This window comes from Brevundimonas sp. AC546, assembly GCF_979258305.1.
Map to the genome: position 1 here is coordinate 942,299 of NZ_OZ409849.1, position 25,301 is coordinate 967,599.

Below are 25,301 nucleotides of genomic sequence, written 5' to 3' on the forward strand. Positions count from 1 at the left end.
TTAGTTCTCACGTCCCCGGTCGCGACGCGGACCGCGGTCGCCACGGGGGCCGCCGCGTTCGCGGCCTTCGTTCGAGGACGGACCCGAAGCTTCCTGGGCCCAACGCTTGTCCTGCGCCATGGGATCGTGCTCCAGCACTTCACCCTTAAAGACCCAGACCTTCACGCCGATGATGCCGTAGGTCGTCTTGGCTTCGTAGAAGCCATAGTCGATGTCGGCGCGCAGCGTGTGAAGCGGCACGCGACCTTCGCGATACCATTCCATACGTGCGATTTCCGCACCGCCCAGACGGCCCGAGACATTCATACGAATGCCCTTGGCGCCGAGACGCATCGCCGACTGCATCGAACGCTTCATGGCGCGACGGAAGGCCACGCGGCGTTCCAGTTGTTGCGCGATGTTTTCAGCGATCAGCTGCGCATCGGTTTCCGGCTTGCGGACTTCGATGATGTTCAGGTGAACTTCACCTTCGGTGCGCGCCGAGATGTCCTTACGGAGCTTCTCGATGTCAGCGCCCTTCTTACCGATCACGACGCCCGGACGGGCGGCGTAGATGGTGATCCGGCACTTCTTGTGCGGGCGCTCGATGATGATGCGCGAGACGCCAGCGGCGCCCAGGCGTTCCCGCAGCCACTCGCGTAGCTTCAGGTCCTGGTGCAGCAGGCGGGAGTAGTCGGCGCCGGCGGCAAACCAACGGCTGTCCCACGTACGGTTCACGCCGAGGCGCAGACCGATCGGATTGATTTTCTGACCCATCAGGCGGCCTCGCCGGCTTCACGGACCACGATGGTGATCTCGCTGAACGGTTTCAGGATGCGCGACGAACGACCACGAGCACGGCTCGCGAAACGCTTCATCACCAGGTTCTTGCCCACATAGGCCTCGGCGACGACAAGGTTGTCGATGTCGAGGTTGTGGTTGTTCTCGGCGTTCGAGATCGCCGAATACAGGACCTTGCGGACGTCGGTCGCGATACGCTTGCGGCTGAATTCCAGCTCGTTCAGCGCCTTCTGGACCGGCATGCCGCGGATCGATGCGGCGACCAGGCCCAGCTTTTGCGGGCTGATGCGTACGTTGACCAGCTTGGCGCGGGCCTCGGTCGGGGCGACCCGACGCTCATTTTTTGTCTGGGCCATCAGTTACTTCCTTTTGGCCTTCTTGTCCGCCGCGTGACCCGGGAAACTCCGGGTCGGGGCGAACTCGCCGAGCTTCATGCCGACCATCTCTTCCGAGACCGACACGGGCACGTGCTTCTGACCGTTATGGACGCCGAACGTCAGACCGACGAACTGCGGCAGGATGGTGGAGCGGCGCGACCAGGTCTTGATCACGTCCTTGCGGCCCGACGTTTGAACGGCGTCGGCCTTCTTGAGCAGATACCCGTCGACAAACGGGCCTTTCCAGGAGGAGCGGGCCATTCTTAGCGAGCCTTCTTAACGTGGCGGGTACGGATGATATACTTGTCCGTAGCCTTGTTCTTGCGGGTACGGGTGCCCTTGGTGTCCTTGCCCCACGGGGTAACCGGGGTGCGACCACCAGAGGTCCGGCCTTCACCACCACCATGCGGGTGGTCGATCGGGTTCATGGCGACGCCGCGAACGTGCGGGCGGAAGCCCATGTGACGCTTGCGACCGGCCTTGCCCAGGTTCTGGTTCATGTGGTCGGGGTTCGAAACCGCGCCCACCGTGGCGATGCAGCCGTCCAGGACCATGCGCAGTTCGCCCGAGCCGAGACGGATCTGGGCGTAGCCCTGATCGCGACCCACCAGCTGGGCGTAGGCGCCGGCCGAACGGGCCAGCTGAGCACCCTTGCCCGGCTTCATTTCGATGTTGTGGATGATCGTACCCACCGGCATCGAACGAAGCGGCATGGCGTTGCCCGGCTTCACGTCGGTCTTTTCGCCCGCGATCACCGTGTCGCCAGCCTTAAGGCGTTGCGGCGCGATGATGTAGGTCTTCTCGCCGTCTTCGTAGGTCACGAGGGCGATGAAGGCCGTGCGGTTCGGATCGTATTCCAGGCGCTCGACCGTGCCGACCATGTCCCACTTACGACGCTTGAAGTCGATCTTGCGGTACAGGGTCTTGGCGCCGCCGCCGCGGAAGCGGACCGCGATGCGACCGCCCTGCCCGCGTCCGCCCGACTTGGTCAGGCCTTCGGTCAGCGACTTTTCCGGACGGCCCTTGTGGAGCTCCGAACGGTCGACCAGCACGAGGGCGCGACGGCCCGGCGAGGTCGGATTGTAATGTTTCAAGGCCATCTGATCAGAGCCCCGTGGTGACGTCGATCGACTGGCCGTCGGCCAGCGTCACGATCGCTTTTTTGATGTCGACCCGGCGACCCAGGATACCCCGGAAGCGCTTGGTCTTGCCCTTTTGAACCAGGGTGTTGACCTTCAGGACGTTGACTTTGAACAGGCTTTCGACCGCAGCTGCGATCTCGTCCTTGGTCGCCGTGTCGGAGACGCGGAAGACGACCTTGTTCTGCTCGGACAGGATCGTCGCCTTCTCGGTGATGATCGGCGAGAGGATCGTGTCGTAGTGTTTGGCGGTAGGTTGAGCAGCCATTACGCAGCTTCCTTATCGCTGAAGCGGGCCTCGATCGCCTCGATGGCGGCCTTGGTCAGGACCAGCTTGTCAGCCCGCAGGATGTCATAGACGTTCAGGCCGGCGTTCGGCAGGACGTCGATGTGCGGGATGTTGCGAGCGGCCAGGCCGAAGTTCGTATCGACTTCGGGACCCGCGATGATGAGAGCCTTGGTCCAGCCCAGCTTGCCGAGCGTCTCGCGCAGCGAGGCGGTCTTGGCTTCCTTGACCGAAACGGTGTCGACGATGATCAGGTCGCCCGACTTGACCTTGGAAGACAGGGCGTGACGCAGGGCCAGCGCGCGGATCTTCTTAGGCAGCGAGAAACCGTGATCGCGAACGATCGGACCAAAGGCGCGCGAACCACCAACGAACTGCGGTGCACGGCGCGAACCGTGACGAGCGCCGCCGGTGCCCTTTTGCTTGTACATCTTCTTACCCGTACGAGAGTTCTCGTTGCGGGTTTGAACCTTGTGCGTACCGGCGCGGCGCTTGGCCAGTTGCCAGTTGACGGTGCGGGCCAGGATGTCGCCGCGAATGTCGGAGATGCCGAAGACGGCGTCCGACAGTTCCACGTCGCCAGCAGCCTTGCCGTCGAGTTGGATGACAGAGAGTTTCATTACGCTTCACCGCCTTCGGTCGCTTCGACGGAGGCTTCTTCAGCCGGGGTCGAGGCGGGTTGAGCAGCAGACTTGCTCGACTTCAGCGCACCGGGGAACGGAGCGTCAGCCGGGCGAGCCTTCTTGATGGCGTCGCGAACCTTAACGTAGCTGCCGTCATGACCAGGGACAGCGCCCTTGATCAGGATCAGGCCACGCTCGGCGTCCACGCGGACGACGGTCAGGTTCTGGGTGGTGACGGTTTCCGTGCCGTAATGGCCGGCCATCTTCTTGCCGGGGAACGTGCGACCCGGGTCCTGACGGTTACCCGTCGAACCGTGCGAACGGTGCGAGACCGAAACGCCGTGGGAGGCGCGAAGGCCGCCGAAGTTCCAGCGCTTCATGGCGCCGGCGAAACCCTTACCGATGGTCTCGCCCTGGATGTCGACCTTCTGGCCTACCAGGAAGTGTTCGGCCGACAGTTCGGCGCCCACGTCCAGCAGACCGTCCGCGTCGACGCGGAACTCGGTCACATAGGCTTTCGGTTCGACTTCCGCCTTGGCGAAGGTCTCGCGTTGAGCCTTGTTGGTGTTCTTGGCCTTCTTCGTGCCAGCGCCCAGCTGGAGAGCGACGTAACCGTCACGCTCCTGGGTACGTTGGCCGACGACTTGGCAGCCGTCGAGCTGCAGCACAGTGACCGGTACGTGCGCGCCGTCATCGGCGAACACGCGGGTCATGCCCAGCTTCTTGGCGATCACGCCCGTGCGCATCGGATCCCGCCTCTTTCTACTTTAAATCTTGATCTCGACGTCCACACCGGCGGACAGGTCGAGCTTCATGAGCGCGTCCACGGTCTGCGGGGTGGGGTCGACGATGTCGAGCACGCGTTTGTGCGTGCGGATTTCAAACTGCTCACGCGACTTCTTATCGACGTGCGGTGAGCGGTTCACGGTGAACTTCTCGATCAGGGTCGGCAGCGGAATCGGACCGCGAACGGTCGCGCCGGTGCGCTTGGCGGTATTAACGATCTCGCGCGTCGAGAAATCGAGGACGCGGTGATCAAAGGCCTTGAGCCTGATGCGGATGCTTTGATCCATATCGGTGCTTACTTCCAATGCGGTCGGAGGACCGCGTCCCTGTGAACCATTTCAAAGACCGAAGGCCTTCGGGCAAAAAGCCCTCAGGGAACGCAAATCCGCAAAAACGATCGGCCCACGCAGTCACCCGCGAAGGCCGTTTAAGTCCTGGGTCACTGCAAAGAACAGGGTCTCAGGTCGTTCCTGCGAACCGCGTCTGCAACCTGCCCCGAGGGGTTCGCTGCACAGCCGGTCCAACAAGAGTGGGGCTTATGCCTAGTGATTCCGATTTCGTCAAGCGGCGAAACCAAGGCGGCGACGGGATTTCGTCAGGCCGTTTCGAGGGCCGACGCGGCCTGCGAAATCGGGCTTGATCAACCCACTTCATCGACCGCCGCTATCACGAACTCCGCCGCCGGTCGGCCGTCAACAGCGCCTCGGGCGACAGTTCGAGGTCCATAGTCGCCGATGCGCGGCGACCTTCATCGCCCGCGACGCCAGTTCGATCATGTCGCCTTCTCTTATAGGCGCAGCGAAGTCGATGCAGCTCGACGCCGCCGTGACCATCGCCGCCCCGCGCGAGCGCCATTGACGAGGGGACCCCTGGCTACGCCGCTGGCAGTAGAGGCGCCGTCGGCTCACCGGCCTCCCAATTCATCTCCGCACACTCAGGCGAGCACGGGCCACGACCAGGAAATGACCGGCCGTTAACCCCTTGCCGCAGGACCTCCCCTTCGGTGACACATTCCCGCCGCAACGCGTGACAGTCGTGCAACAGCTTTGCGACGGACGAACATCGAACGTCGGTTTATTGCTCAGCTTCGACCCTGGCTGATAGCAGCCGCCCTCCTCGGGCTCCCTTCCGGGCACAGACTGCTAAGGACAAAAGAAAATGAAGACGATCCTTCTCGCCACCGCCGCCGCTGCTACGCTGTTCGCCGCTCCGGCGTTCGCTCAAGACGCCATCGGTTCGGTCGGCGTTGCGTATGACCACGCCAAGACCGAGTTCGGCCCGTTCGACACGGATCTGGACGGCGCCAAGATCGACGGCGTTGTCGCCACCCCTGCCTTCGGCGACTGGACTGTGACCTTCAACGCCGCCGGCACCTACTCCGACTCGGACCTGGGTGACGAAACCGCTCTGTCGGGCGCCGTGCACCTGACCAAGGCCATCGAAGACATGCGCTTCGGCGGCTTCGTCTCCGGTGAAGAACTGCCGGCCGGTCAAACGCTGGTGACCTTCGGCGCCGAAGGCCAGAAGTACTTCGACCGCGCCACCCTGACCGGCGTCGCTTCGTACGGCACCTTCTCGGACGCCGACCTGTGGACCGTTGGTGGTGAAGCCGCCTTCTACGCCACGCCGGCTCTGCGCCTGGCCGCTCGCGCCTCGTACTCCGACCTGGACGTCAACGGTTCGAGCACCGACGGCTGGTCGGCCGGCGTCAACGCCGAATACGCCTTCGCCGCGTCGCCTTACAGCGTTTACGCTGGCTACGACCGCTCGGAACTGAAAGACTTCGACGTCACCGTTGACGCCTTCGAAGTCGGCGTCCGCTACAACTTCGGTGGCGGTCTGCAAGCGCGTGACCGCGCCGGCGCCAACCTGGGCCGCAACGTCAACAGCGTCCTGTCGTCGCTGTTCCGCGGCAACGTCTCCTAATCGGCGATCGTTGAACCAAGACGAAGAGCCCCGGCGGAGCCATCCGCCGGGGCTTTTTCTTGGCCTAAGCCCGCACGAAAAAGACCCCCGGGGTTCCACGACCGGGGGTCTTTCCTCTCGCGGCGGAGAAACGGGTCTTAACGCCCGATATGCAGGGTTCCCGATCCGACGACGGAACGAGACACCGAACCTGTGGCCGAGGCGACGCGGACGCTGCCCGACCCGGCGATGGCGACATCCAGATCGCGGGTCGCGCCGCCGTAGCGGACATCGCCCGAGCCGCCGATGGCGACCGACAGCTTGTCCATCCGGCCCTGACGCACGTTCACCCCGCCAGAGCCGCCAATGGACAGTTCGCCCCGGCCGCTGGCGCTGGCCACGTCCACATTGCCAGATCCGCCCACCGCCGCCTTCAGGTTTCCGGTCGGCCCGGCGGCGATGGAACCGGAGCCGCCGACGTTGGCCTCCAGCGAACGCGACGTGCCGGCACGGATCGACCCCGATCCGCCGAGGCCCAACTCAAGATCGCCGTCCACATTGGCGATGTTCCAGTTGCCGCAGCCGCCGCTGTTCAGGTCGATGGACCGCGCGCCGCGCCCGACCGAGCCGAACACCGCGCCGCCCGCGCTCAGTTCCACGTCACGCGGCGTGCGCAGCACGATCAGCGGCGCATCTTCCAGGCGGATCCGCCCCAGGTCGCGCACCTCGACCGTCGCGCCCGCGCCTGGCTGGGCCGCGTCGGATCGACCCGAGTTGCAGCTGCGGATGCCGTCATTGCCGCCCCAGAGGCCGTTGCGACGCAAGCCTCCGTCGATCTTCACGTCCCGGCCTTCGCGGCGCACCTGGATAGCCGGCAGACGTGAACCGCCTTGCGTCACCTCCACGCCGATATCCTGGCGATCCTCGACGATGACGACCACGCGCGCCACGGCGTTGCGGATCTCGACCTCGGCGGCCGATGCGGGCGCGGCGGCCAGTCCTGTCAGTGCGGCGACAGCGGCGGCGGCGATCAGTGCGGTCTTCATGTGCGGCTTCCCTTTCCCGAATGTCAGGGGAAGGTGCGCGCCGCCCGCGCCCAAGTCATTTTAACTCGAGGTCATGAACTCGAATTAACGCGCTGTGTTCAGTGCCCCTGCGCCGTCCGCCGCCCCGAGCTCGGGTTCGAAGTCGCGTTCGAAGTTGGCGATCTTGCTCTTCATCGCACCCGCCTTCTTCAAGGCCAGCGATGCGGCCCAGCGGGCCGCCAGCTCCGGCGTCGTCATGCCGTCCGTGAAGCGCGGCCGGCCGCCCCGGCTGCGGATCACCGCATTGGTGAACAGGGCCCCATTCCTGAACCGCGACGGCCAGGTCTGGAAATCCATCGACAGGCTGACGCAGAACCGGTCCAGATTCTCGACCCGGTGCGGCGCATACAGCGGCCAGGTCAGCGCCCGCCCCGGCTCCAGATCCATGACCTGCGCGTCGTTCTCGAACGCCATCGTATAGGGCAGTTCCTCGGTCGTCTGGCGCGCCACCACCTGTTCCATGTTGCGCTCGGGCAGATGCCCTTCGTCGCCCGGATAGACGAACAGCCGCTTGCGCCCGCGCAGGTGGAACAGCACCACCCCCGCTGCATCGAAATGATAGGGCACCCGCGCCTTGGGCGACGACAGGATCAGCTGGCCCGCATTCCGCACCGCCCGCATCCCCGGATAAGTCGCCTGGATCGCGGCGAAGTCCTTCATGGCCGCCGCCCACAGCTCGGGCCAGCCCGTCTCGACCCCGCGCAGATTGACCCACAGCCGACCTTGTTTGATAGCCTCCAGCAACTCCTCGCCCGACAACCGACCGCGCGCGCCGGTGCGCAAGCTGACCTGCCCCTCGTCGTCGTAGTCATACAGGTTGATGTCGAACAGCTCGGCCGGATAGCGATCCAGCACGCCGGCCAGCGCCGCATCCTCGGCGAAGCCCTGATCGATCAGGGTGTGGGCGTGGGTCTTCGCCTCGGCGATCGGTCCCGGATAGCGGGTGCGGCGTTCGGTCATGGCAACCTTCTCCTTCAGACGTGGGCGACGCGCGCCGGCGTCTTCTTCTTGGCGGCGACCTTCTGGACGGCGGATCGCGCCGCGACCGCAGCACCCCTCAGTCGCCCGACCGACGTGGCCTCGCAGGCTTCGATGGTGGCCCAGCGTCGGCGCAGCGACGACCTGACCGCCTCGCCGCGTCCGCCGGCGCGGTTCAGCGCAGCCACCGTCACGTCGCCCAGCACCTGGCTCACGCCGGGCCGCATAACCACGGCCTCGCGCACCGTCTGGCGGGCGTTGATGAAATACTTCTTGTAGGTCTCGCCCTCGAACCCGAAGTCGAACACCCGGAAGCCTTCGACCGCCGCCAGCCGCATCGTGTCCATGCTCAGCAGGATGCCCGGCGAACAGCGCGCCAGCGCAGGCTCATAGACCGGGAACCAGAAATGGTAATGCCGCCCGGCGTGCAGCGAGAACTCCACCGCCACCAGCTTGTCGCCTGCGTGCATCGACGCCATCGAGGCGCCGAAGTCCGCGCGCGGCTCGACCATCAGCGCGTGCAGCAGATCCCGCGTCCAGCCGCAGGCGAAGATGTCGTGCAAGCCCGAGCGCCGATACTGCGCCGCTTTCAATGCGATCAGGTGATCCAGCAGCGCCGGATCCCGCAGCCCGCGCTCCACCCGGATCGGCCCCAGTTCGGCCTCCAGGCTGCGACGCGCCCGCTCCTTGTCCTTGAAATATTTGCCGAAGGCCGAGCGTCGCTCGGCATACCAGGCGTCATACCCCGGCTCGGGCATGACGACCTGCACCGTCTCGCGCGCCTGCCCCGTCTCGCCGGCGCCGATCCAGCCGGGCACGTTCAGCCGCTTGGCCTTCAGCAGCCGCGCCACCTCTTCCAGCGTGATCGTCTCGCCCACCGGTGCAATGACACCGTGATAGTCGTTCATCGGGGCGCCCAGCGGCTGCACCGCCCCACCCCGCCGCTGATGCGGGAAGAAGCCGACGATCTCGCCGTCCCGCCGAAACACCGCGATCGCCGCGCCGGGACAGACCCGCGAGGCGATTTCGGCATATTCCCAGCGGAAATAGGGGCTGGCCAGCTCCAGATTGCCGTCCGTCCACGCACGCCACAGGGCGACGGCGGCGGCGTCCAGCGCCCCCGCATCCATGATCTCGACCTGCAGCATTCCGGCCATATGCATCCTCATTGAACCCCGTGCAGCAAGGTCCATTCCAGACCGCACCCTGCACCACGCGCGTTTCATCAGGGTTCACCGGCATGGTGAACGCGCATTGACGGAGCCGCCCCGCTCCCTGCGCGTTGCTTTGATCCAAAGGGAGACGACCATGACCGACCAACGCCCCGACAGCAAAAGCGTCGAAAACGAAAACCTGCGCCCGGACGCAGACGGCGAACCGCCGCGCCCCGCCACCGAACCCAGGGGCTCGGAAGGCTCGTCAAACTCCGGCGAGACCGAGACCGACCCCGCGACCGGCGAACAGAACTGATCTCGCCCGCCAATTCTGCCCGTCTGGCCCGCCTGCCTCGAAAGTCCGCAATGAACCGATCCGCCTGCCTCGCCGCCTTCGCCGTCCTGTCCCTGTCCCTGTCCGCCTGCTCGCCCAAGGAGGAAGACACCGCCAAGACCCCGGCGGTCGAGGCGGGCGCGACTGGCCCCCTCTCGCGCGACGCCATCGAGAACACCGCCTATACGCCACCCGTCCAGCCGCTGCCCCAAGCCGGTCAGTCGGCTCAGCCGGGCGCCGCCCAAGTCCAGCCTCAACCCGCTCTGATCCGCGCCCAGGTGCTGCTCGAACGCGCCCGCTTTTCGCCGGGCGCCATCGACGGTCTGGCGGGCTCGAACATGCGTCAGGCCATCTCCGCCTTCCAGGAGGCCAACGCCATGACCGTGACCGGCGAGCTCGACGCCGACGTGCTCGGCCGGCTGCGCGCCGCTGCCGGTCCCGGCGCGATCACCACCACCTACGCCATCACCCAGCAGGACATCGCCGGTCCTTATCTCGGCGTCGTCCCCACGGATCTGGAGATTCAGGGCCAGGCCGCACACATGGGCTACGCCAATATCGTCGAGGCCCTGGCCGAACGTTTCCACGTCACCGAGGCGCTGCTGCGCGCCATGAACCCCGGCGCCGACTTCAACCGCGTCGGCCAATCGCTGCTGGTCCCGGCGATCAACACCACGCCCCTGCCCGCCGAGGTGGATCATATCGACGTCGACAAGAGCGAAGGCTCGGTCAAGGCCTTCGACGCGGCTGGCAAGCTGATCGCCTACTTCCCCGCCACCATCGGCAGCGGCGACAACCCGACCCCGACCGGCACGGTCAAGGTCAACGGCGTCGCCCGAAATCCCGACTACACCTACGATCCGTCAAAGCTCAGCTATGGCGACAGCAAGCAGAAGGTCATCGTCAAACCCGGCCCGAACAATCCGGTCGGCGTGGTCTGGATCGACCTGAACAAGCCCAGCTACGGCATCCACGGCACGCCTGACCCGCACCTGGTCGGCAAGACCGCCTCGCACGGCTGCGTCCGCCTGACCAACTGGGACGCCTGGACCCTGGCCGACAAGGTCAAGCCCGGCGTCACGGTCCGCTTCACCTAAGGATCAGTGAACCGCGCCGAACGGCGTCCCGTCCCAGAAGTCGCAGTGATGGCGCGCGAAGAACTCAGCGTCCATCTCGTCACCTTCCGGCTTGAACACCCGCACCGGCCCCGCATCCTCGACGCGGGGCCATTCGGCGGCGAAGTCCGCCTCGCCAAACCGGGCCCACAGCCGCTGCATCCGTTCCGAAAGCGCCTTCTGCTCCGGCGTGAATTTCTTCACGTCCGCGAACACCCAACTGGTTCCGAACACATAGGCCAGTTCGCTGGCGTGATAGGCCCCCAGATCCAGACCGACGATCCAGTCCGGCAGCATGAACGGCGCGTTGCGATCCGCAAACTCATACCCCCACACCGGCACATGCTGGGCCAGCACCCGACGCAACGCCTGTGAGGGACAGGCGAACCTTTGGTCCGTAAAGTTGGTCGCGATGGCGTAGGCCGGTCCGTCCTCGCCGACCGGATACCGCGCCAGCACCCGCTCGCCCTGGTCGCCGTACATCCAGATCGTCTCCTTGCGATAGCGGTCCATGTCCTGCACCTCGTTGGCGAACAGCCGCCCCTCGTCCAGGTTCGTGCCCACGATCACCGGCACACGCGTGAACCGCCCCTCGCGGATTGCTGCCGCCGGATTTTCCGGCACGGTCGCATCCGTATGCACCGGCCCCCACGACCCCGGCCCGTTGATGCCCGCCCTCAGCGACGCCGCGCGCGACAGCCGCCACGCCGGCAGGGCCTTCAGGCAGGCGATCTGATCCTCGCCCGTGCAGCCCAGCCGCTCGGCGAACATCGGCCCGGACTGGGCCGCATCCTGCGCGCTGACCAGCGACGACGGCTCCAGACACCCGCCGCTCTGCATGATGACTCGTTGATACAGCCCCTCGGATTGCGGCGAAGTCATCAGGTAGCAGGCCGTCCACGCCCCCGCGCTCTCGGCGAACAGGGTGACATTGGACGGATCGCCGCCGAAGGCCGCGATATTGCGATGAACCCACTGCAGCGCCGCCTGCTGGTCCATCAGGCCGAAGTTGCCACCGAATCCCTCGCCAGTGCCTTGAAACTGCGGATGCGCCAGCCACCCCAGCGCCCCCAGCCGATAGTTCATCGTCACGACCACCCGCCCCTGATCGCGCGCCAGTTTCGACGGATCGTAGTTGGCCCCCGACCCCACAGTGAAGGCGCCGCCAGGAATATAGACCATCACCGGCCTGGCCTCGGCCGCCTCGCCACCCGGCGCATAGATGTTCAGGTAAAGACAATCCTCGGACCCCACCACGATCCCGCCGCCGCCGCCCAGGATCGAGCGCCGCCCGATCGCCTGGGTGCAGTCCTTGGCGATCCGCGTCGCATCCCGAACACCGCTCCACGCCTCCACCGGCTGCGGCGCGCGCCAGCGCAGCTCGTCCACAGGCGGCGCGGCGAAGGGCACGCCCAGAAACGCCCGCGTCCCCGCCCCGTCCACGCCGCGCACCGCCCCATCCTCGGTCGTCGCCAGCACCGTCGTCCCATCGCCGGCGAACCGGACATGATCGACCTTGCCGGGATGGGTCGCGCAGGCCGACAGGGCCACAAGGCAGGCAAGCAACGAGATCAGACGCATCGGGAACCTTGGCTTTTCGGCAGACGATCCTAACGCCTGAAGCAGGACGACGTTTCCCAAACGCCTCCCCGCCCCCCTTCCCTCTCCTATTGGGAGAGGGCTTGAGCGCCCGAGAGCGTAGCGATCGGTCTTAGCGCGAAAGGGTGAGGGGTTACGATGTTTAACCCGGCCCGCACTGTACCCCTCATGCGGCTTTGCGAGCCACCTTCTCCCCCATGCGAGAAGGGAAAAGATCAATGTGACAAAGCAAAACGGCCCCCGGATCACTCCGAGGGCCGCTCTGTTACGCTTACTGTTCGGCCCTAAGGCCGGATCGTGTGTCGACTACTCGACGATCTTGGCGACGACGCCGGCGCCGACGGTGCGGCCGCCTTCACGGATGGCGAAGCGCAGGCCCTGGTCCATCGCGATCGGGGTGATCAGTTCGACGTTCAGCTCGGCGTTGTCGCCGGGCATGATCATTTCGACGCCTTCCTTCAGGTGAACGATGCCGGTCACGTCCGTCGTGCGGAAGTAGAACTGCGGGCGATAGTTCGTGAAGAACGGGGTGTGACGACCGCCTTCTTCCTTGGTCAGGATGTAGGCTTCGGCCAGGAACTTGGTGTGCGGGGTGATGGAGCCCGGCTTGCACAGCACTTGGCCGCGCTCGACGTCTTCACGCTTGGTGCCGCGCAGCAGGACGCCGACGTTGTCACCGGCTTGACCCTGGTCCAGCAGCTTGCGGAACATTTCCACGCCCGTGCAGGTCGTCTTCTGAACCGGACGGATGCCGACGATCTCGACTTCCTCACCGACCTTGACGATCCCCTTCTCGACGCGGCCCGTGACCACGGTGCCGCGGCCCGAGATCGAGAACACGTCTTCGACCGGCATCAGGAAGGGCAGGTCGACCGGACGTTCCGGCTGCGGGATGTAGGCGTCGACGGTTTCCATCAGGGCCAGAACGCGCTCTTCGCCGATTTCCGGGTTCACGCCGTCGGTCGCGGCCTTGGCCGAGCCCTTGGTGATCGGAATGTCGTCGCCGGGGAACTGGTACGACGAAAGCAACTCGCGCACTTCCATCTCGACCAGCTCGAGCAGTTCTTCGTCGTCGACCAGGTCGACCTTGTTCATGAAGACCACCAGGGCCGGCACGCCGACCTGACGGGCCAGCAGGATGTGCTCGCGCGTCTGCGGCATCGGGCCGTCGGCGGCCGAAACCACCAGGATCGCGCCGTCCATCTGCGCCGCGCCGGTGATCATGTTCTTCACATAGTCGGCGTGGCCGGGGCAGTCGACGTGCGCATAGTGACGGTTGGCCGTCTCATATTCCACGTGCGCCGTGTTGATCGTGATGCCGCGAGCCTTCTCTTCCGGCGCCGCATCGATGTCCGCATAGGCCATGGCCTTCGCGCCGCCGGCCTTCGCCAGCGTCATCGTGATCGCAGCCGTCAACGTCGTCTTGCCATGGTCAACGTGACCAATCGTGCCGATGTTGCAGTGCGGCTTGTTCCGTTCGAACTTTTCCTTGGCCATGGCCAAACTCCTGATGGCCCGGGTCCGTCAGCGGAGGGGCGCGATGCTGATCTTTTTAAAAACCTGGAGCGGGTAGACGGGATCGAACCGACATCCTCAGCTTGGAAGGCTGCTGCACTACCATTGTGCTATACCCGCGCGGAGACTGCGGAAGTTCGCGAGGGAACGCCGCAGCCGATCCTCTTCGGGTCCTGATCCGTCGTATCCGTCAAGGCGCGTGGTGGGGGAAGTAGGACTCGAACCTACGAAGCTTACGCAGGGGATTTACAGTCCCCCCCTTTGCCACTCGGGACATTCCCCCAGCGCGCCTTGTCGAACCGTCGGACCCCTCGTTTCCGCCATAAAGAAGCGGGACGAAACAAAAGCCTTCGGCTTGTCGCCTCCTCTAGGATAGAGGGGGCGCCCAGACCCGAAAGCCCTTGGGGCTCCAAATCGGAGGGCGTCTTATAGTGTCGTCGAAAACAGAACGCAACGACCGTAGAAGCGGTAAAAAACCAGTCTTCGGAAACCGGCCCGAGGGGCCGCGCGAGAAGGGTCAAAAGCCCGCTCCGCAAGGGTTTGGCGGGCGCGACGACGCGCCCCGCCCGCCCCGTGCGCCGGATCGTAACAAGTCGGACGCCGATAATTTTCTGTGGGGCCGTCACCCGGTCCTGGCCGCTTTGGCGAATCCCGCGCGTCGCGGCACGGGGCGCCTGCTGGCCACCGCCGAACGCGCCGCCGAGATCGAGGACGGCAAACTGGCCCACGGCCACAAGATCGAGGTCGTCGAGGTGCAGGCCCTGACCCGGATGCTCCCCCCGGCGCCGTGCACCAGGGCCTGGCCTTCAAGGTCCAGCCGCTGGAAGGCGTGTCGCTGGAAGAGCTGGCCGATCCGGCCCAGGGCGTCATCGTCATGCTGGATCAGCTGACCGATCCCCAGAACGTCGGCGCCATCTTCCGCTCGGCCCTGGCTTTTGGCGCGCGGGGAATCATCGTTCAGGACCGTCACGCCCCGGCTCTTGCCGGCGCATTGGCCAAGGCGGCGGTTGGCGCGACCGAACGCCTGCCCCATGCACGGGTGACCAACCTGTCGCGCGCGCTGGAGCGGTTGGCTGACCTGGGCTGGCGCGCCGTGGGTCTGGACGGGACGGGCGAACAGACATTGGAAGAGGCGCTGGACCGCCAGCCGACCGTCCTGGTCATGGGCTCCGAGGGCGACGGCATCCGCCGCCTGGTCGCCGAACATTGCGACGTCCTGGCCAAGATCCCCATGCCGGGCGGTTTCGAGAGCTTGAACGTCTCAAACGCCGCCGCCGTCGCGCTTTATGAGGCGGCGCGCGCGCAACGCGGCTGACAGAAGGTCGCACCGGCGTTAGAGAGCGGAAATGGAATTTTTCTCGTCTCCCGAATTCGCCAGCCAGGCCGCCGCTCTGGGCCAGGTCCTGCTGATGGATCTGGTCCTGGCCGGCGACAACGCCGTCGCCGTGGGCCTGGCCGCCGCCGCCCTGCCCCAGGACCAACGCAAGAAGGCCATCCTGATCGGCTTGGCCGCCGCCGTCGTCATGCGCATCGGCTTTGCGCTGATCACGGTCCAGCTTCTGGCCCTGGTCGGCCTGCTGCTGGCCGGGGGGCTGTTGCTGCTGTGGGTGTGCTGGAAGATGTGGCGCGAACTGCAGGAGCAGCGCACGCATAACCAGGCGGAAGCTGAAGCCGAGCTTCAACTGGCCATGAGCATTGAACATGGCACGGGTCCTTCGCCCGAGGAACTGGACGTCAAGCGCAAGACCTTCGGCGCGGCCCTGCTGCAGATCATGGTCGCCGACATCACCATGTCGCTGGACAATGTGCTGGCCGTCGCGGGCGCCGCGCACGAACACCCGTGGATCATGGTCTTTGGCCTGATCCTGTCGATCGCCCTGATGGGCATCGCCGCCACCTATATCGCCAAGCTGCTGCACCGCTTCGCCTGGATCGGCTATATCGGCCTGGTCGTCGTGCTCTACGTCGCCCTGCACATGATCTGGGACGGCGCACGTCAGGTGGTGGTTCGCACCGGCCATATGGAGCAGTTCAACGCCTCGGCCCCGGCCTTCCTCGACATCAGCGAGAAGGAAGCCGCCAAACACCTGGGGCAGAAGCGCACCGAGGACAGCCCGACGCCGGCGCCCGCCGCGCCGACCGCCCCTGCTTCGGCGCCCGCGACATGACCGTCGCCACGGTCACGGTCGAGGAGGCCGCCGCCTGGCTGCAAGCCGGCGAGGCGATCCTGATCGACGTGCGCGAGCCGGACGAGTTCGCCGCCGCCCGCATCGACGGCGCGATCCTGGCGCCCCTCAGCCAGATGCCCGCCGCCTGGGAAGCGCTGGACCTGCCTGCCGACAAGAAGATCATCGTCCAGTGCCTGAAGGGCGGCCGCAGCCATCAGGTCTGCGCCTTCGTCGGCCCGACCGGCCCCGACGGCCAACCCCTGTTCAACCTGACCGGCGGCATCCAGGCCTGGCACGCGGCGGGCCTGCCGGTGGTGTTCGCGGAACAGGCCTGATCAGAGGCCCCTCAGCCACCCCGTGACGGAGATCCGATCCGCCGCAGCCGACAGGGCGACCTGGGTCACCGAATGGGGCGTCGGCACTTTCAGCAGGTTCAGGGTGTTGAAACGCGGGGTGAAGGCCTCGGTCACATTGCCGTCGGTTCCGTGAAAGGCCAACAGGCCGCCCCACTCGATCCGCCAGGCGGGCGTCAGGTTCAGCACATAGGCGAAGAAGCGGTTCTTGCCGTCTGCGTGATCGTCATGCTCGGTCAGGAAATGTCCGGCGCGATAGCGGGTCAGTTGCGCATCCACCAAGGCGATGCGCGGCTCGCCGGTCACGTCCCGCATGAGGTCCAGAAAGGCCTCGCCGTTCAGGAAGGCCAACAGGTCGGACCACACCGGCGCCGCCTGCCCTGCCTCGACCAGATCGTAGATCGGGTGGTTGTCGTAAAGATACTGAAAGTCGGTCTGGGCCGAGACCTGCACCGCCTGACCCAGCCCCTGTTTCTGATCCGGCGACAGAGACGCCAGCCAGGCGGCGGGCAGATCGACATGCCCCGTCCCACGCCGCGTCACGACATTGTAGTCGGCGGTCGTCGCCGCCTCATACAGTTCTTGAGCGTCGGCCGGGGCCAGGACGCCGTCGATCTGCGTCCGGCCTGTGCGCGCCAATCGCTCGCGAATCGCGTCGCGCCGTTCGTCGTTCGGGGGCGTCAGGGTCAACGTCATCGCATATCCCCCACCCGCCCCATCAGGCGTCCGCGCCGCCGAAGCGTTCGGACCATTCCGCCACCTGCGCGTCCTCGATCTTGGCGAACAGCACCCCTTGGGCGGCGACCGGCTGACCGACGGTCAGGACGTTCAGCACATCCTCGTCCGCGCCGGGCCATGAAAGGTCGCTGACGCCCACCGAGGCGGCGATCTTCTCGGCCGAGAACGGCAGGATCGGCGCCGCAAGACGCGCGAACAGGGCCACCAGATTCAGACCCGTCCGCACGCCCACGGCCGCGCGGTCGCGGTCGGTCTTCAGCGCGGTCCAGGGCGCCGCGACCTGCAGATATTCGTTGCCCAGCACCCAGACGGCGCGCAGGGCGGAAGCGGCCTTCCTGAACTCCATGGCCTCGAACTGTTCGGTCGCCTCGGCGATCCCCGCCTTGATGTCGGCCTCCAGCTGAATCTCGACCGGACCGGCCTCGCCGCCCTCGGGCACGACGCTGTCGAACTTCGATTCAGCGAACTTGACGATTCGGTTGACGAAGTTCCCCAGCACATCGGCCAGGTCCTTGTTGGTCGAGGCCTGGAAATCCTCCCAGGTGAAGGCCGAGTCCGCGTGTTCCGGGCCATAGGCCGTCAGGCGCCAGCGCCAATAGTCGGCCGGCAGCAGTTCCAGAGCCTGGTCCATGAAGACGCCGCGCTTCTGGCTGGTCGAGAACTTGCCGCCATACCAGTTCAGCCAGTTGAAGGCCTTCAGCTGGTCCACGGTCTTCCACGGCTCGCCCGAGCCGATGATGGTCGCCGGGAAGCTGACCGTGTGGAAGGCGACGTTGTCCTTGCCCATGAACTGGACATAACGAACGTCCTCCGCCCCCTCGTCCAGACGCCACCAGTCGCGCCAGGAACCGCCGGTCGCCTCGGCCCATTCCTCGGTCGCGGCGATATATTCGATGGGGGCGTCGAACCAGACGTAGAAGACCTTGTCCTCCATGCCCGGACGCGGGAATCCGTCCTTCAGCACCGGCACGCCCCAGGCCAGGTCGCGGGTGATGCCGCGGTCGATCAGCCCCTCGTCCAGATGCTTGTAGGCGATGGACTTGGCCAGGAGCTGCCAGCCGCTTTTTCCATCAACCCAGGCGCGGATCTCGGGCTCGATCTTCGTCTGCAACAGATAGAGGTGGCGCGTATCGCGCACCTCCAGATTCCTGGACCCCGACACCGAGGAATAGGGATCGATCAGGTCGGTGGGATCCAGCAGCCGTCCGCAGTTGTCGCACTGGTCCCCGCGCGCGCCGACATGGCCGCAATGGGGGCAGGTGCCCTCGACATAGCGGTCGGGCAGGAAACGCGCGTCGTCGATCGAATAGATCATCCGATCCACCCGCTCCTCGATCAGACCGTTCTTCTCCAGGGCCTCGGCGAAATGCTGGGTCAGGCGATGGTTCTGCGGGTTCGAGGACCGGCCGAACCAGTCGTAACTCAGGCCGAACGTCTGGCCGGCAGCCTTCTGGATCTCGTGCTGTTCGTCGCAATAGGTGCGCACGTCCTGGCCGGCGGCGGCGGCGGCCAGCTCGGCCGGGGTGCCGTGCTCGTCGGTGGCGCAGATATAGAGGACCTCATGGCCCTGGGCCCGCTTGAACCGCGCCCAGACGTCGGCCGGTAACATCGAGCCCGCCAGATTCCCCAGGTGCTTGATGCCGTTGATGTAGGGCAGCGCCGAGGTGATGAGGATGCGGGCCATGATCGTCCAAGAGTTCGGGGGAGCGCAGGGATATAGAGCGGCGGCGCCGTTTCCTCAAACACCTTGCGGCAAACGACGCGCCACCCGCACGAAACGCCCCGTCAGCAGGGTCGAGGACGCGAGGCTGGCGATCACCACCGCCCAGACCAGGCCGTCGATGCCCATCTGGTGCGCTAGGACCCAGCCCAGCGGCATCATCACCGCCCCATAGGCCGCGAAATGCATGATGGTGGGCCACCAGACATCCCCTGCGGCTCGGTTCGCCTGCGCCGCCACGACCTGTATTCCATCCGCCACGAAGAACAGGGTCGCCAGAACCAGGGCTGGCGCCGCGATGGCAAGTAGCGCCGGGTCGCGGTTGTAGGCCCCGACGATCAGATGGGCGCTGGGCCAGACCAACAGCGCCACGACCAGGGTCAGGGCCGTGACCACCCCCAGCCCGACCAGTCCCGCGCGCAACACCCCTCGCCCGTCGCCGGCGCCATAGCTGCGCCCCACCAGCACCGCCGTCGCCGACGACAGCCCCATGGGCAGCATGAAGACGATGGCCGAGACGTTCAGCACCACCGCCCAGGCGGCCGTCTCCGCCGTGCCGATCTGGCCGGCGAAGAAGGTGAAGCCGGAAAAGGCCCCGACCTCGATGAAATAGGATGCGCCGGCGCCCAGGCCGACCTTGACCTGTTCGCGCGCCGCCTTGGGGTCGCGCTCGGGCTTGTCGAAAATACCCAGCGACCGGGCCTCGGGCAGGCGCAGGATGTAGATCACCAGGAAGATCGCCAACGCCGCCCGCGCGCCGAACGTCGCCCAGGCCGAGGCGAAGGCGCCGTCGAAACCGATGCCCAGCAGGTCGGGCACCAGCACGATGTTCAGCGCCAGATTGACCCCGTTCGCCACCCACATGGCGACCATGCCGGGCTTGGGCCGGCCCAGTGCCTCCAGGAAGAACTGCCCCGTCACCGAGATCAGATAGAAGGGCATGGACAGGGCGAACACGACCAGGGCCGGGCCCGCGCCTTCCGCCAGTCCGTCCTCAAGCCCCAGCTTGCCCAGCCCCCAAGGGCCGATGGCGATCAGGGCGATCATGGAGATCACGCCGATCTGCAACGAATAGGTCATGCCCCGGCGCAGCACCGAGCCGACGGCGTGCCGACGCCCCTCGCCCAACATCCGCGCCGTCATCACCTGCACGCCCAGCATCAGGCCCACCGCCGTCGTCACTACGATCGACGTCGGCGCCCAGGCCAGCGAATGAAAAGCCAGTTCCTTGCTGGAGAAGTTGCCCACCACGATGGCGTCGGTCAGCCCCATGGTCATGATGCCGATCCGCGCCAGAATCACCGGCCATGCTAGGTTGAGCAGGTCGCGGAAGGCGGAACGGGTCTGGGGGCTGAGCGCGATCATCGGAGGCGGCACAGGCCATGCGGACCCGCCGGGGTCAACTCCCAAAAACTTTGTGGGTTTGGCCCTACCAGGCGCCCAGTTCGCGAAGTTGCCGCACCAGGTCCTCCGGCGCCTCGCCCGCATCCAGCTCGGTCATATCCACCGGCGCATCCTTGGGCTCGAAATAGCGCCAGCCCTGGAACGGGCGTCGCGCCATCGGCGCGGTGCGGATGACCCTGGGCTCCAGCGTGATCTCGCAGCGGCTTTCTTTACCCTCGCCCAGGGTGGCGATGTCCAGCACGCGCTGACGGCAGACGATGGTCCCCTTCACCACCCAGTACAGCGACCCGCCGTCCTCGATCTCGGGCGCACGTTTCGGCGTCATTCGCGTGTGGACCACCAGAGGCCCGCCCTTGGCGGCGCGGGCCTCCAGCCATTCGACGTCCGGCACCCCGACGCCCAGCTTGATCATGTGAAGCGGCATGGCGCCCACGTAGTGGCCCTTAGGCGCATTGGCCAGATTCTTAATCTACAGGGCCTAAGGATGATCACGCGCCATCTCCCCTCGTCAGGCGCGACACAGGACCAGAATGTACGGATTGATTACCCGCCTGACGGCCCATCCCGGTCGTCGCGACGAACTTGGGCTGTGCCTGCTGGACCCGAATCTGAAGCGCCCAGGCTGCCACAGCTACGTTCTTGCCCACGACCTGAACGACGCCGACGCGCTGTGGGTCACCGAGGTCTGGATGAGCCAGGCCACGCATGACGCCTGGTCCACCCATATCCGCGAGACCCACGAACTGCTGCCGGTCCTCAGCCTGATCGCCACCTTCGGCGACACCGTCTTCACCCGCCCCATCGGCGGCGTGGGGCTTTAGTCGGGCAAGGCGGTCAAGGCCGCCACCGCATCTGTCATCGTGATCTGCGCGAAGACAGCAGTCGGGCCCAGACCTTCCATCATGCAACGTGCACCGTGGTCCTCGGCCATTTTGGTGCGGGCCGCCTCATTGAGGCCAGTCCTGTAGGCGAGGAGCGCCTTGTCCCATCGTTCGATCCGTCCACGTCCGGCGACCTTGCCCATGAAATAGGACATGGTGGACAGCAAGGATTGGTTCTGCGCCTCGTCCTCGCCGATCCCCTCCATCAGCATGACAACACATTGCATGTCCGCCAGATCGTCCGGCTCGATCCGCACAGTCTGCGTTCGCGGCTCGCCCGCCAGGCCTGTCAGCAGCGCAAGAGCCGCAAAGCCTCCCAAGCCCACGATCAAGCCTCGCTCTTTATGCGCGCCAGTTCGAAGCCATCCACGACCTGTTCCCCGACCGAGGCATTCACGCTTTCAACAACCCCGTCGAACGGCGCGGTCAGGGCGTGCTCCATCTTCATGGCTTCCAGCACCACGACGGGCTGGCCCTTGGTCACGATGTCGCCCGCACTGACCGGCGTGGCGACGATCTTGCCCGGCATGGGCGCGCGAAGGGAGCCGTCGGCAATCATAGCAGCGCCCTGTCCGCTGGCTCGGAACCAACCGATTTCGAAGGCTTCGCCGTTGCGGAAGACGAGGTCCGGCGTGTCAGCGTTGCGGAAGCGAACCTCCGAGTCGCGACCATTGACGTCGATACGGCTCCTGATGTCGCGAAGACCGCTACCAGGATGCACCTCAACGACGAAGTCATCGTTTCCGATGGCCACGTCGAAACCATATCCATCTAGCGGTTTCAGCCTAGCAGCGGATTGCTCCCCATTTATCGAAATAACGGCACATGCGGTATTGGGCGCATTCAACCGGAAGCCGAACAAGGCTTCGCCTTTCGAATCCCAAGGTGAAGGCTGGCAGGAGGAATATTCAGCCCACTGCGCATGTGACGCCAGAAGGCCAGCGACTGCGGCTGCCAGCGAAGGTTTGTCGGCCAGACCCGACAAGTCCGCCTCTTCCGCCGCGATGAAGCCTGTATCCACATCCCCCGCCACGAAGCGCGGGTGCTCCAGGCAGCGTTTCAGGAAGCCGGCGTTGGCCTTGACCGGCCAGATCTCGACCTCGCCGGCCGCCTCGGCCAACCGCGTCGCCGCCGCCTCGCGGGTGTCCTCATGCACGATCAGCTTGGCGATCATCGGGTCGTAGAACTGGCTGACCTCGCCGCCCTGCTCCACGCCGGTGTCGACCCGAATTCCGTCCGGCATGACGAAATGCTCCAACCGGCCGATGCTCGGCAGGAAGCCGTTCGCGGGATCCTCGGCATAGAGACGCGCCTCCATGGCCCAGCCGTTGAGTTTGATTTGGTCCTGTTTCAACGGCAGGGGCTCGCCCGCCGCGACGCGGAACTGCCATTCGACCAGATCGACGCCAGTCACGCTCTCGGTCACCGGATGCTCGACCTGAAGCCGGGTGTTCATCTCCATGAACCAGATGCCGTCCGCCTTCAGCCCGTCCGAGGCGTCGGCGATGAACTCGATGGTCCCGGCCCCGACATAGTTCACCGCCTTGGCCGCCTTGATCGCCGCACCCGTCACGGCGGCGCGCACGGCCTCGCTCATGCCCGGCGCCGGCGCCTCTTCGATCACCTTCTGGTGGCGGCGTTGCAGCGAACAGTCGCGCTCATACAGGTGAACGACCTCGCCGTGCTTGTCGCCAAACACCTGAACCTCGATATGGCGCGGCCGGGTGATGTAGCGTTCGATCAGCACCCGGTCGTCGCCGAAGGCCGCCGCGCCCTCGCGCTTGGCGCTGGCCAAACCGGCGGCGAAATCGGCCGGATCATCGACCCGCTTCATCCCCTTGCCGCCGCCACCCGCGACCGCCTTGATCAGCACCGGATAGCCGATCCGCGCGGCTTCGGCCGTCAGGGTCGCCTCCGACTGGTCCGCGCCCTGATAGCCCGGCGTCACAGGCACCCCGGCCTGGATCATCAACTCCTTGGCCGCATCCTTCAGACCCATGGCCCGGATCGAGGACGGGTCCGGCCCGATCCAGATCAGGCCCGCCGCCGCCACGGCCTCGGCGAACTCGGCATTTTCAGACAAGAAGCCATAGCCGGGGTGGATCGCCTCCGCCCCCGTCGCCTTTGCCGCCGCCAACACCTTGGCGCCGTCCAGATAGCTTTCACGCGCCGCCGCCGGGCCGATCAGCACCGCCTCGTCGGCCTCGCGCACATGCAGGGCGTCGGCGTCGGCCTCGGAATAGACGGCGATGGTGCGTAATCCCATCCGCTTGGCGGTACGGAAGACACGGCAGGCGATTTCGCCACGATTGGCGACAAGGACGGACTTGAACATGAAGCGTTCTTAGCCGGATCGTGCGAGGCAGGCGAGAGGCTGCGCACGACCCTTCTCAGCCGCCCCCGCAGGCGTTAAGCCAATCCCATGTCCCTGCGCCCCCTCTTCGTCACCCAGGTCTATGAGGCCTCCCTCGCCGACGGCCGAGGCTGGCCCGACTTCAACGAACAGCTGATCGACGTCATCCGCATGATGGCCGAGGAGGACGCGGCCGGTCGTCGCTGGTGTCGTGACAACGCCTATCGCGGCTATACTTCCTACGGCTCGCTGAACGACCTGCCGCAGCGGTTCCCCGAGTTCGCGGAGCTGAAACGCCACCTGGACCGTCACGCCGTCGCCTACGCCAAGGCGCTGAACTTCGACCTGGCGAGGAAGCCGCGTCTAGACAATCTGTGGGTCAATATCCTCAAGCCCGGCGGTGGCCATACCGGCCATATCCACCCGCACGCCTTCCTGTCGGGCACCGTCTATATCGACATCCCGGACGGCGCCTCGTCGCTAAAGCTGGAAGACCCTCGCCTTCCCTTCATGATGGCCCGCCCCTCGGTGACCGAGGAGGCGTCGGAGGCCGAACGCCCGTTCGTCTATCTGAAGCCCCAGGCGGGCACGGTGCTGATGTGGGAAAGCTGGCTGCGGCACGAGGTGCCGACCAACCTGGCCAAGGCCGACCGCATCTCGATCAGCTTCAACTACGCCTGATAAAGTTGAGCCGGCCGTCGCTGACGGCCGGCTCGAATATGATCAGACAGTCCAGCTAGCCTTGCGTTTTTCCAGGAAGGCCAGGACGCCCTCGCGGCCTTCGTCGGACACGCGGGCGCGAGCGATGCGTTTGGCGGTCTCGTCCAGCAGGCCCGAGTCGATCTTGTGGTGGGCGATGTCGTTGACCAGGCGCTTGGCCTCGCCCATCGCGCCGGGCGCATTGCCGGTCAGGCTGTCGGTCAGCATCGAGATGAACTCGTCCACCGAACCCTCGGGCAGGACCAGGTCGATCAGGCCGGTATGGGCGGCGTAGTCGGCGTCGAAGCTGTTTCCGGTCAGGAACAGTTGGCGGGCGCGGCGGGCGCCGATGGCCTCGACGACATAGGGGGCGATAGTCGCAGGGATCAGGCCCAGCTTAACCTCGGAGAAGGCGAAACGCGCACCCTCGACCGCCACGGCCATGTCGCAGGCCGCGACGATGCCGGCGCCGCCGCCCATCGCATTGCCCTCGACCACCGCCACCGTCAGGGCGGGAATGTCGTGCAGCGCCTTAAGCATCTTCGCCAGGCCCATGGCGTCGTCGCGGTTGTCGCTCTCGGACCAGCCGGCGGCGTCGCGCATCCAGTTCAGGTCGGCCCCAGCGCTGAAGGTGCCGCCCGCCCCGCGAATGAAAACGGCGCGCACGCGGTCGGCGCCGTGCAAGGTCTCGAATGTCTCGTGCAGCGCGGCGATGGTCGCGGCGTCGAAGGCGTTCTTCTTCTCGGGCCGATTGATGGTGATGAAGACGATGCCGTCGGTGGTCGAATCGATCTGCACCAGGTCGTCGTTCGCATCCGGCGCAGGGTCGGCGACCAGCGGATGGGCGATGGAATTGATCTCGGCCGCCTCCGCGTCGGTCACGTCCAGGGCGTCGATGTCCGTCGGGGTGTTTTCATTCGCCATGGAGGTCTCCTTGGGGGCAGCGGCGGCTCACGTTCTCGGGGCCATCGCCATAATAGAAGCTGAGCGTCTGTCGGTCGTCGGACAGGATGAGCGTGCGTTGAAGCCGTTCGATCCCATCATAATCCTCGTAATCGACGACGAGGTGGATCGAGTTCGCATCGATGCGGGTCACTTCGACGACGCTGTCGCCCTCCTCGAAATAGGAGATCGAGCTGTCGCTGATGACGAAACGCTCGCCGCTTTCGCGGTTGCCACAGGCTTCCGGCACGCTGCTCCATTCCCCCTGATATTCGGCGGGAATGGTCTTCAGCGCAGTTTGGGCTAAGGCGGGGGCGGCGAACGGGGCGGACAGCATCAGGGCGGCGATGGCGTAAACGGATTTCAT

28 protein-coding genes, 2 tRNA genes and 1 pseudogene are annotated in these 25,301 nt (G+C 65.8%); 8 read left to right on the forward strand and 23 right to left on the reverse strand.

The window, feature by feature from the left end; translation table 11 throughout:
- From rpsC to rpsJ, 8 genes are read right to left on the reverse strand one after another with little or no spacing between them, the layout of a single operon-like run.
- Entirely contained in the window at positions 1 to 756 is a 756-nt protein-coding gene (rpsC, locus tag ACZZZD_RS04755) for a 30S ribosomal protein S3 (protein ID WP_159844791.1), read from the reverse strand.
- Positions 756 to 1,136: a 50S ribosomal protein L22 gene (rplV, locus tag ACZZZD_RS04760; protein ID WP_159844793.1), complete on the reverse strand. Its 381-nt coding sequence runs from the start codon at positions 1,134 to 1,136 to the stop codon at positions 756 to 758. The genes rpsC and rplV overlap by 1 nt, the downstream gene beginning before the upstream one ends.
- A 3-nt stretch (positions 1,137 to 1,139) precedes the next feature.
- The gene (rpsS, locus tag ACZZZD_RS04765) at positions 1,140 to 1,418 is read right to left on the reverse strand and encodes a 30S ribosomal protein S19 (RefSeq protein ID WP_135195324.1); all 279 of its coding nucleotides are present in this window, start codon (positions 1,416 to 1,418) and stop codon (positions 1,140 to 1,142) included.
- Between the two features lie 2 nt (positions 1,419 to 1,420).
- A complete protein-coding gene (gene rplB, locus ACZZZD_RS04770) occupies positions 1,421 to 2,257 on the reverse strand; it encodes a 50S ribosomal protein L2 (protein WP_008259904.1) in 837 nt (278 codons plus the stop codon).
- Positions 2,258 to 2,261: 4 nt separating this feature from the next.
- Complete coding sequence (locus ACZZZD_RS04775; RefSeq protein WP_159844796.1) at positions 2,262 to 2,564, reverse strand: 50S ribosomal protein L23; 303 nt, start codon at positions 2,562 to 2,564, stop codon at positions 2,262 to 2,264.
- Positions 2,564 to 3,202 carry a 50S ribosomal protein L4 gene (rplD, locus tag ACZZZD_RS04780; protein WP_135195321.1) on the reverse strand — a complete coding sequence of 213 codons (639 nt, stop codon included), beginning with the start codon at positions 3,200 to 3,202 and terminating at the stop codon, positions 2,564 to 2,566. Before rplD ends, ACZZZD_RS04775 begins: the two co-directional genes overlap by 1 nt.
- Complete coding sequence (rplC, locus tag ACZZZD_RS04785; protein ID WP_463433107.1) at positions 3,202 to 3,951, reverse strand: 50S ribosomal protein L3; 750 nt, start codon at positions 3,949 to 3,951, stop codon at positions 3,202 to 3,204. The genes rplD and rplC overlap by 1 nt, the downstream gene beginning before the upstream one ends.
- Before the next feature lie 21 nt (positions 3,952 to 3,972).
- Complete coding sequence (gene rpsJ / locus ACZZZD_RS04790) at positions 3,973 to 4,278, reverse strand: 30S ribosomal protein S10 (protein ID WP_003164367.1); 306 nt, start codon at positions 4,276 to 4,278, stop codon at positions 3,973 to 3,975.
- Positions 4,279 to 5,149: 871 nt separating this feature from the next.
- On the opposite strand from rpsJ, the gene ACZZZD_RS04795 reads away from it, so the two are divergent.
- Positions 5,150 to 5,917 carry a hypothetical protein gene (locus ACZZZD_RS04795; protein WP_463433109.1) on the forward strand — a complete coding sequence of 256 codons (768 nt, stop codon included), beginning with the start codon at positions 5,150 to 5,152 and terminating at the stop codon, positions 5,915 to 5,917.
- Positions 5,918 to 6,054: 137 nt separating this feature from the next.
- On the opposite strand, the gene ACZZZD_RS04800 is transcribed toward ACZZZD_RS04795, so the two are convergent.
- From ACZZZD_RS04800 to ACZZZD_RS04810, 3 genes are all read right to left on the reverse strand, one after another.
- Positions 6,055 to 6,942 carry a GIN domain-containing protein gene (locus ACZZZD_RS04800; protein WP_463433111.1) on the reverse strand — a complete coding sequence of 296 codons (888 nt, stop codon included), beginning with the start codon at positions 6,940 to 6,942 and terminating at the stop codon, positions 6,055 to 6,057.
- 84 nt (positions 6,943 to 7,026) lie between these two features.
- A complete protein-coding gene (locus ACZZZD_RS04805; RefSeq protein ID WP_463433113.1) occupies positions 7,027 to 7,941 on the reverse strand; it encodes a transcriptional regulator in 915 nt (304 codons plus the stop codon).
- Between the two features lie 14 nt (positions 7,942 to 7,955).
- The gene (locus ACZZZD_RS04810; RefSeq protein ID WP_463433115.1) at positions 7,956 to 9,116 is read right to left on the reverse strand and encodes a GNAT family N-acetyltransferase; all 1,161 of its coding nucleotides are present in this window, start codon (positions 9,114 to 9,116) and stop codon (positions 7,956 to 7,958) included.
- Between the two features lie 151 nt (positions 9,117 to 9,267).
- Between ACZZZD_RS04810 and ACZZZD_RS04815 the strand changes: the two genes are divergently transcribed.
- The gene (locus tag ACZZZD_RS04815; RefSeq protein ID WP_463433117.1) at positions 9,268 to 9,429 is read left to right on the forward strand and encodes a hypothetical protein; all 162 of its coding nucleotides are present in this window, start codon (positions 9,268 to 9,270) and stop codon (positions 9,427 to 9,429) included.
- A 50-nt stretch (positions 9,430 to 9,479) separates the two neighbouring features.
- The gene (locus tag ACZZZD_RS04820) at positions 9,480 to 10,544 is read left to right on the forward strand and encodes a L,D-transpeptidase family protein (protein WP_463433119.1); all 1,065 of its coding nucleotides are present in this window, start codon (positions 9,480 to 9,482) and stop codon (positions 10,542 to 10,544) included.
- 3 nt (positions 10,545 to 10,547) lie between these two features.
- Here ACZZZD_RS04820 and ACZZZD_RS04825 read toward each other — a convergent pair whose 3' ends face one another.
- The 4 genes from ACZZZD_RS04825 to ACZZZD_RS04840 form a co-directional block, all read right to left on the reverse strand.
- The gene (locus tag ACZZZD_RS04825; RefSeq protein WP_463433121.1) at positions 10,548 to 12,143 is read right to left on the reverse strand and encodes a carboxylesterase/lipase family protein; all 1,596 of its coding nucleotides are present in this window, start codon (positions 12,141 to 12,143) and stop codon (positions 10,548 to 10,550) included.
- A gap of 324 nt (positions 12,144 to 12,467) precedes the next feature.
- On the reverse strand, positions 12,468 to 13,658 hold the full coding sequence (gene tuf, locus ACZZZD_RS04830) for an elongation factor Tu (RefSeq protein ID WP_159844820.1): 1,191 nt from the start codon (positions 13,656 to 13,658) through the stop codon (positions 12,468 to 12,470).
- 64 nt (positions 13,659 to 13,722) lie between these two features.
- Positions 13,723 to 13,796, reverse strand: a tRNA-Gly gene (locus tag ACZZZD_RS04835).
- 80 nt (positions 13,797 to 13,876) lie between these two features.
- Positions 13,877 to 13,959 (reverse strand) — tRNA-Tyr (locus ACZZZD_RS04840).
- A 148-nt stretch (positions 13,960 to 14,107) separates the two neighbouring features.
- On the opposite strand from ACZZZD_RS04840, the pseudogene rlmB reads away from it, so the two are divergent.
- The 3 genes and pseudogenes from rlmB (at position 14,108) to ACZZZD_RS04855 (ending at position 16,179) form a co-directional block, all read left to right on the forward strand.
- Positions 14,108 to 14,991 (forward strand): annotated as a pseudogene (rlmB, locus tag ACZZZD_RS04845) (23S rRNA (guanosine(2251)-2'-O)-methyltransferase RlmB).
- Between the two features lie 31 nt (positions 14,992 to 15,022).
- Entirely contained in the window at positions 15,023 to 15,844 is an 822-nt protein-coding gene (locus ACZZZD_RS04850) for a YjbE family putative metal transport protein (RefSeq protein WP_463433123.1), read from the forward strand.
- Positions 15,841 to 16,179 (forward strand): rhodanese-like domain-containing protein, encoded by a 339-nt coding sequence (locus ACZZZD_RS04855; protein WP_463433125.1) that lies wholly within the window; start codon positions 15,841 to 15,843, stop codon positions 16,177 to 16,179. Before ACZZZD_RS04850 ends, ACZZZD_RS04855 begins: the two co-directional genes overlap by 4 nt.
- On the opposite strand, the gene ACZZZD_RS04860 is transcribed toward ACZZZD_RS04855, so the two are convergent.
- The 4 genes from ACZZZD_RS04860 to ACZZZD_RS04875 all read right to left on the reverse strand — a co-directional run bounded on the left by ACZZZD_RS04860 (position 16,180) and on the right by ACZZZD_RS04875 (position 20,483).
- Positions 16,180 to 16,893 carry a 2OG-Fe(II) oxygenase gene (locus ACZZZD_RS04860; RefSeq protein WP_463433127.1) on the reverse strand — a complete coding sequence of 238 codons (714 nt, stop codon included), beginning with the start codon at positions 16,891 to 16,893 and terminating at the stop codon, positions 16,180 to 16,182.
- 22 nt (positions 16,894 to 16,915) lie between these two features.
- Positions 16,916 to 18,619 carry a methionine--tRNA ligase gene (metG, locus tag ACZZZD_RS04865; protein WP_463433129.1) on the reverse strand — a complete coding sequence of 568 codons (1,704 nt, stop codon included), beginning with the start codon at positions 18,617 to 18,619 and terminating at the stop codon, positions 16,916 to 16,918.
- Between the two features lie 54 nt (positions 18,620 to 18,673).
- Complete coding sequence (locus tag ACZZZD_RS04870; RefSeq protein WP_463433131.1) at positions 18,674 to 20,020, reverse strand: MATE family efflux transporter; 1,347 nt, start codon at positions 20,018 to 20,020, stop codon at positions 18,674 to 18,676.
- Positions 20,021 to 20,084: 64 nt separating this feature from the next.
- A complete protein-coding gene (locus ACZZZD_RS04875; RefSeq protein ID WP_463433133.1) occupies positions 20,085 to 20,483 on the reverse strand; it encodes a DUF1489 family protein in 399 nt (132 codons plus the stop codon).
- 106 nt (positions 20,484 to 20,589) lie between these two features.
- Here ACZZZD_RS04875 and ACZZZD_RS04880 point away from each other — a divergent pair, with 106 nt between their 5' ends.
- The gene (locus ACZZZD_RS04880) at positions 20,590 to 20,880 is read left to right on the forward strand and encodes an antibiotic biosynthesis monooxygenase family protein (protein ID WP_463433135.1); all 291 of its coding nucleotides are present in this window, start codon (positions 20,590 to 20,592) and stop codon (positions 20,878 to 20,880) included.
- Here the strand turns inward: ACZZZD_RS04880 and ACZZZD_RS04885 are convergent.
- Both ACZZZD_RS04885 and ACZZZD_RS04890 read right to left on the reverse strand, forming a co-directional pair.
- On the reverse strand, positions 20,877 to 21,272 hold the full coding sequence (locus ACZZZD_RS04885; RefSeq protein WP_463433137.1) for a hypothetical protein: 396 nt from the start codon (positions 21,270 to 21,272) through the stop codon (positions 20,877 to 20,879). The two genes, ACZZZD_RS04880 and ACZZZD_RS04885, sit on opposite strands and share 4 nt — an antisense overlap.
- On the reverse strand, positions 21,269 to 23,275 hold the full coding sequence (locus ACZZZD_RS04890; protein WP_463433139.1) for an acetyl/propionyl/methylcrotonyl-CoA carboxylase subunit alpha: 2,007 nt from the start codon (positions 23,273 to 23,275) through the stop codon (positions 21,269 to 21,271). The genes ACZZZD_RS04885 and ACZZZD_RS04890 overlap by 4 nt, the downstream gene beginning before the upstream one ends.
- Positions 23,276 to 23,362: 87 nt before the next feature.
- Between ACZZZD_RS04890 and ACZZZD_RS04895 the strand changes: the two genes are divergently transcribed.
- The gene (locus tag ACZZZD_RS04895) at positions 23,363 to 23,974 is read left to right on the forward strand and encodes a TIGR02466 family protein (protein WP_463433141.1); all 612 of its coding nucleotides are present in this window, start codon (positions 23,363 to 23,365) and stop codon (positions 23,972 to 23,974) included.
- A gap of 42 nt (positions 23,975 to 24,016) precedes the next feature.
- On the opposite strand, the gene ACZZZD_RS04900 is transcribed toward ACZZZD_RS04895, so the two are convergent.
- Together ACZZZD_RS04900 and ACZZZD_RS04905 are read right to left on the reverse strand one after the other, a co-directional pair.
- Positions 24,017 to 24,916 carry an enoyl-CoA hydratase-related protein gene (locus ACZZZD_RS04900; RefSeq protein ID WP_463433143.1) on the reverse strand — a complete coding sequence of 300 codons (900 nt, stop codon included), beginning with the start codon at positions 24,914 to 24,916 and terminating at the stop codon, positions 24,017 to 24,019.
- Positions 24,906 to 25,301 carry a hypothetical protein gene (locus tag ACZZZD_RS04905; protein ID WP_463433145.1) on the reverse strand — a complete coding sequence of 132 codons (396 nt, stop codon included), beginning with the start codon at positions 25,299 to 25,301 and terminating at the stop codon, positions 24,906 to 24,908. Before ACZZZD_RS04905 ends, ACZZZD_RS04900 begins: the two co-directional genes overlap by 11 nt.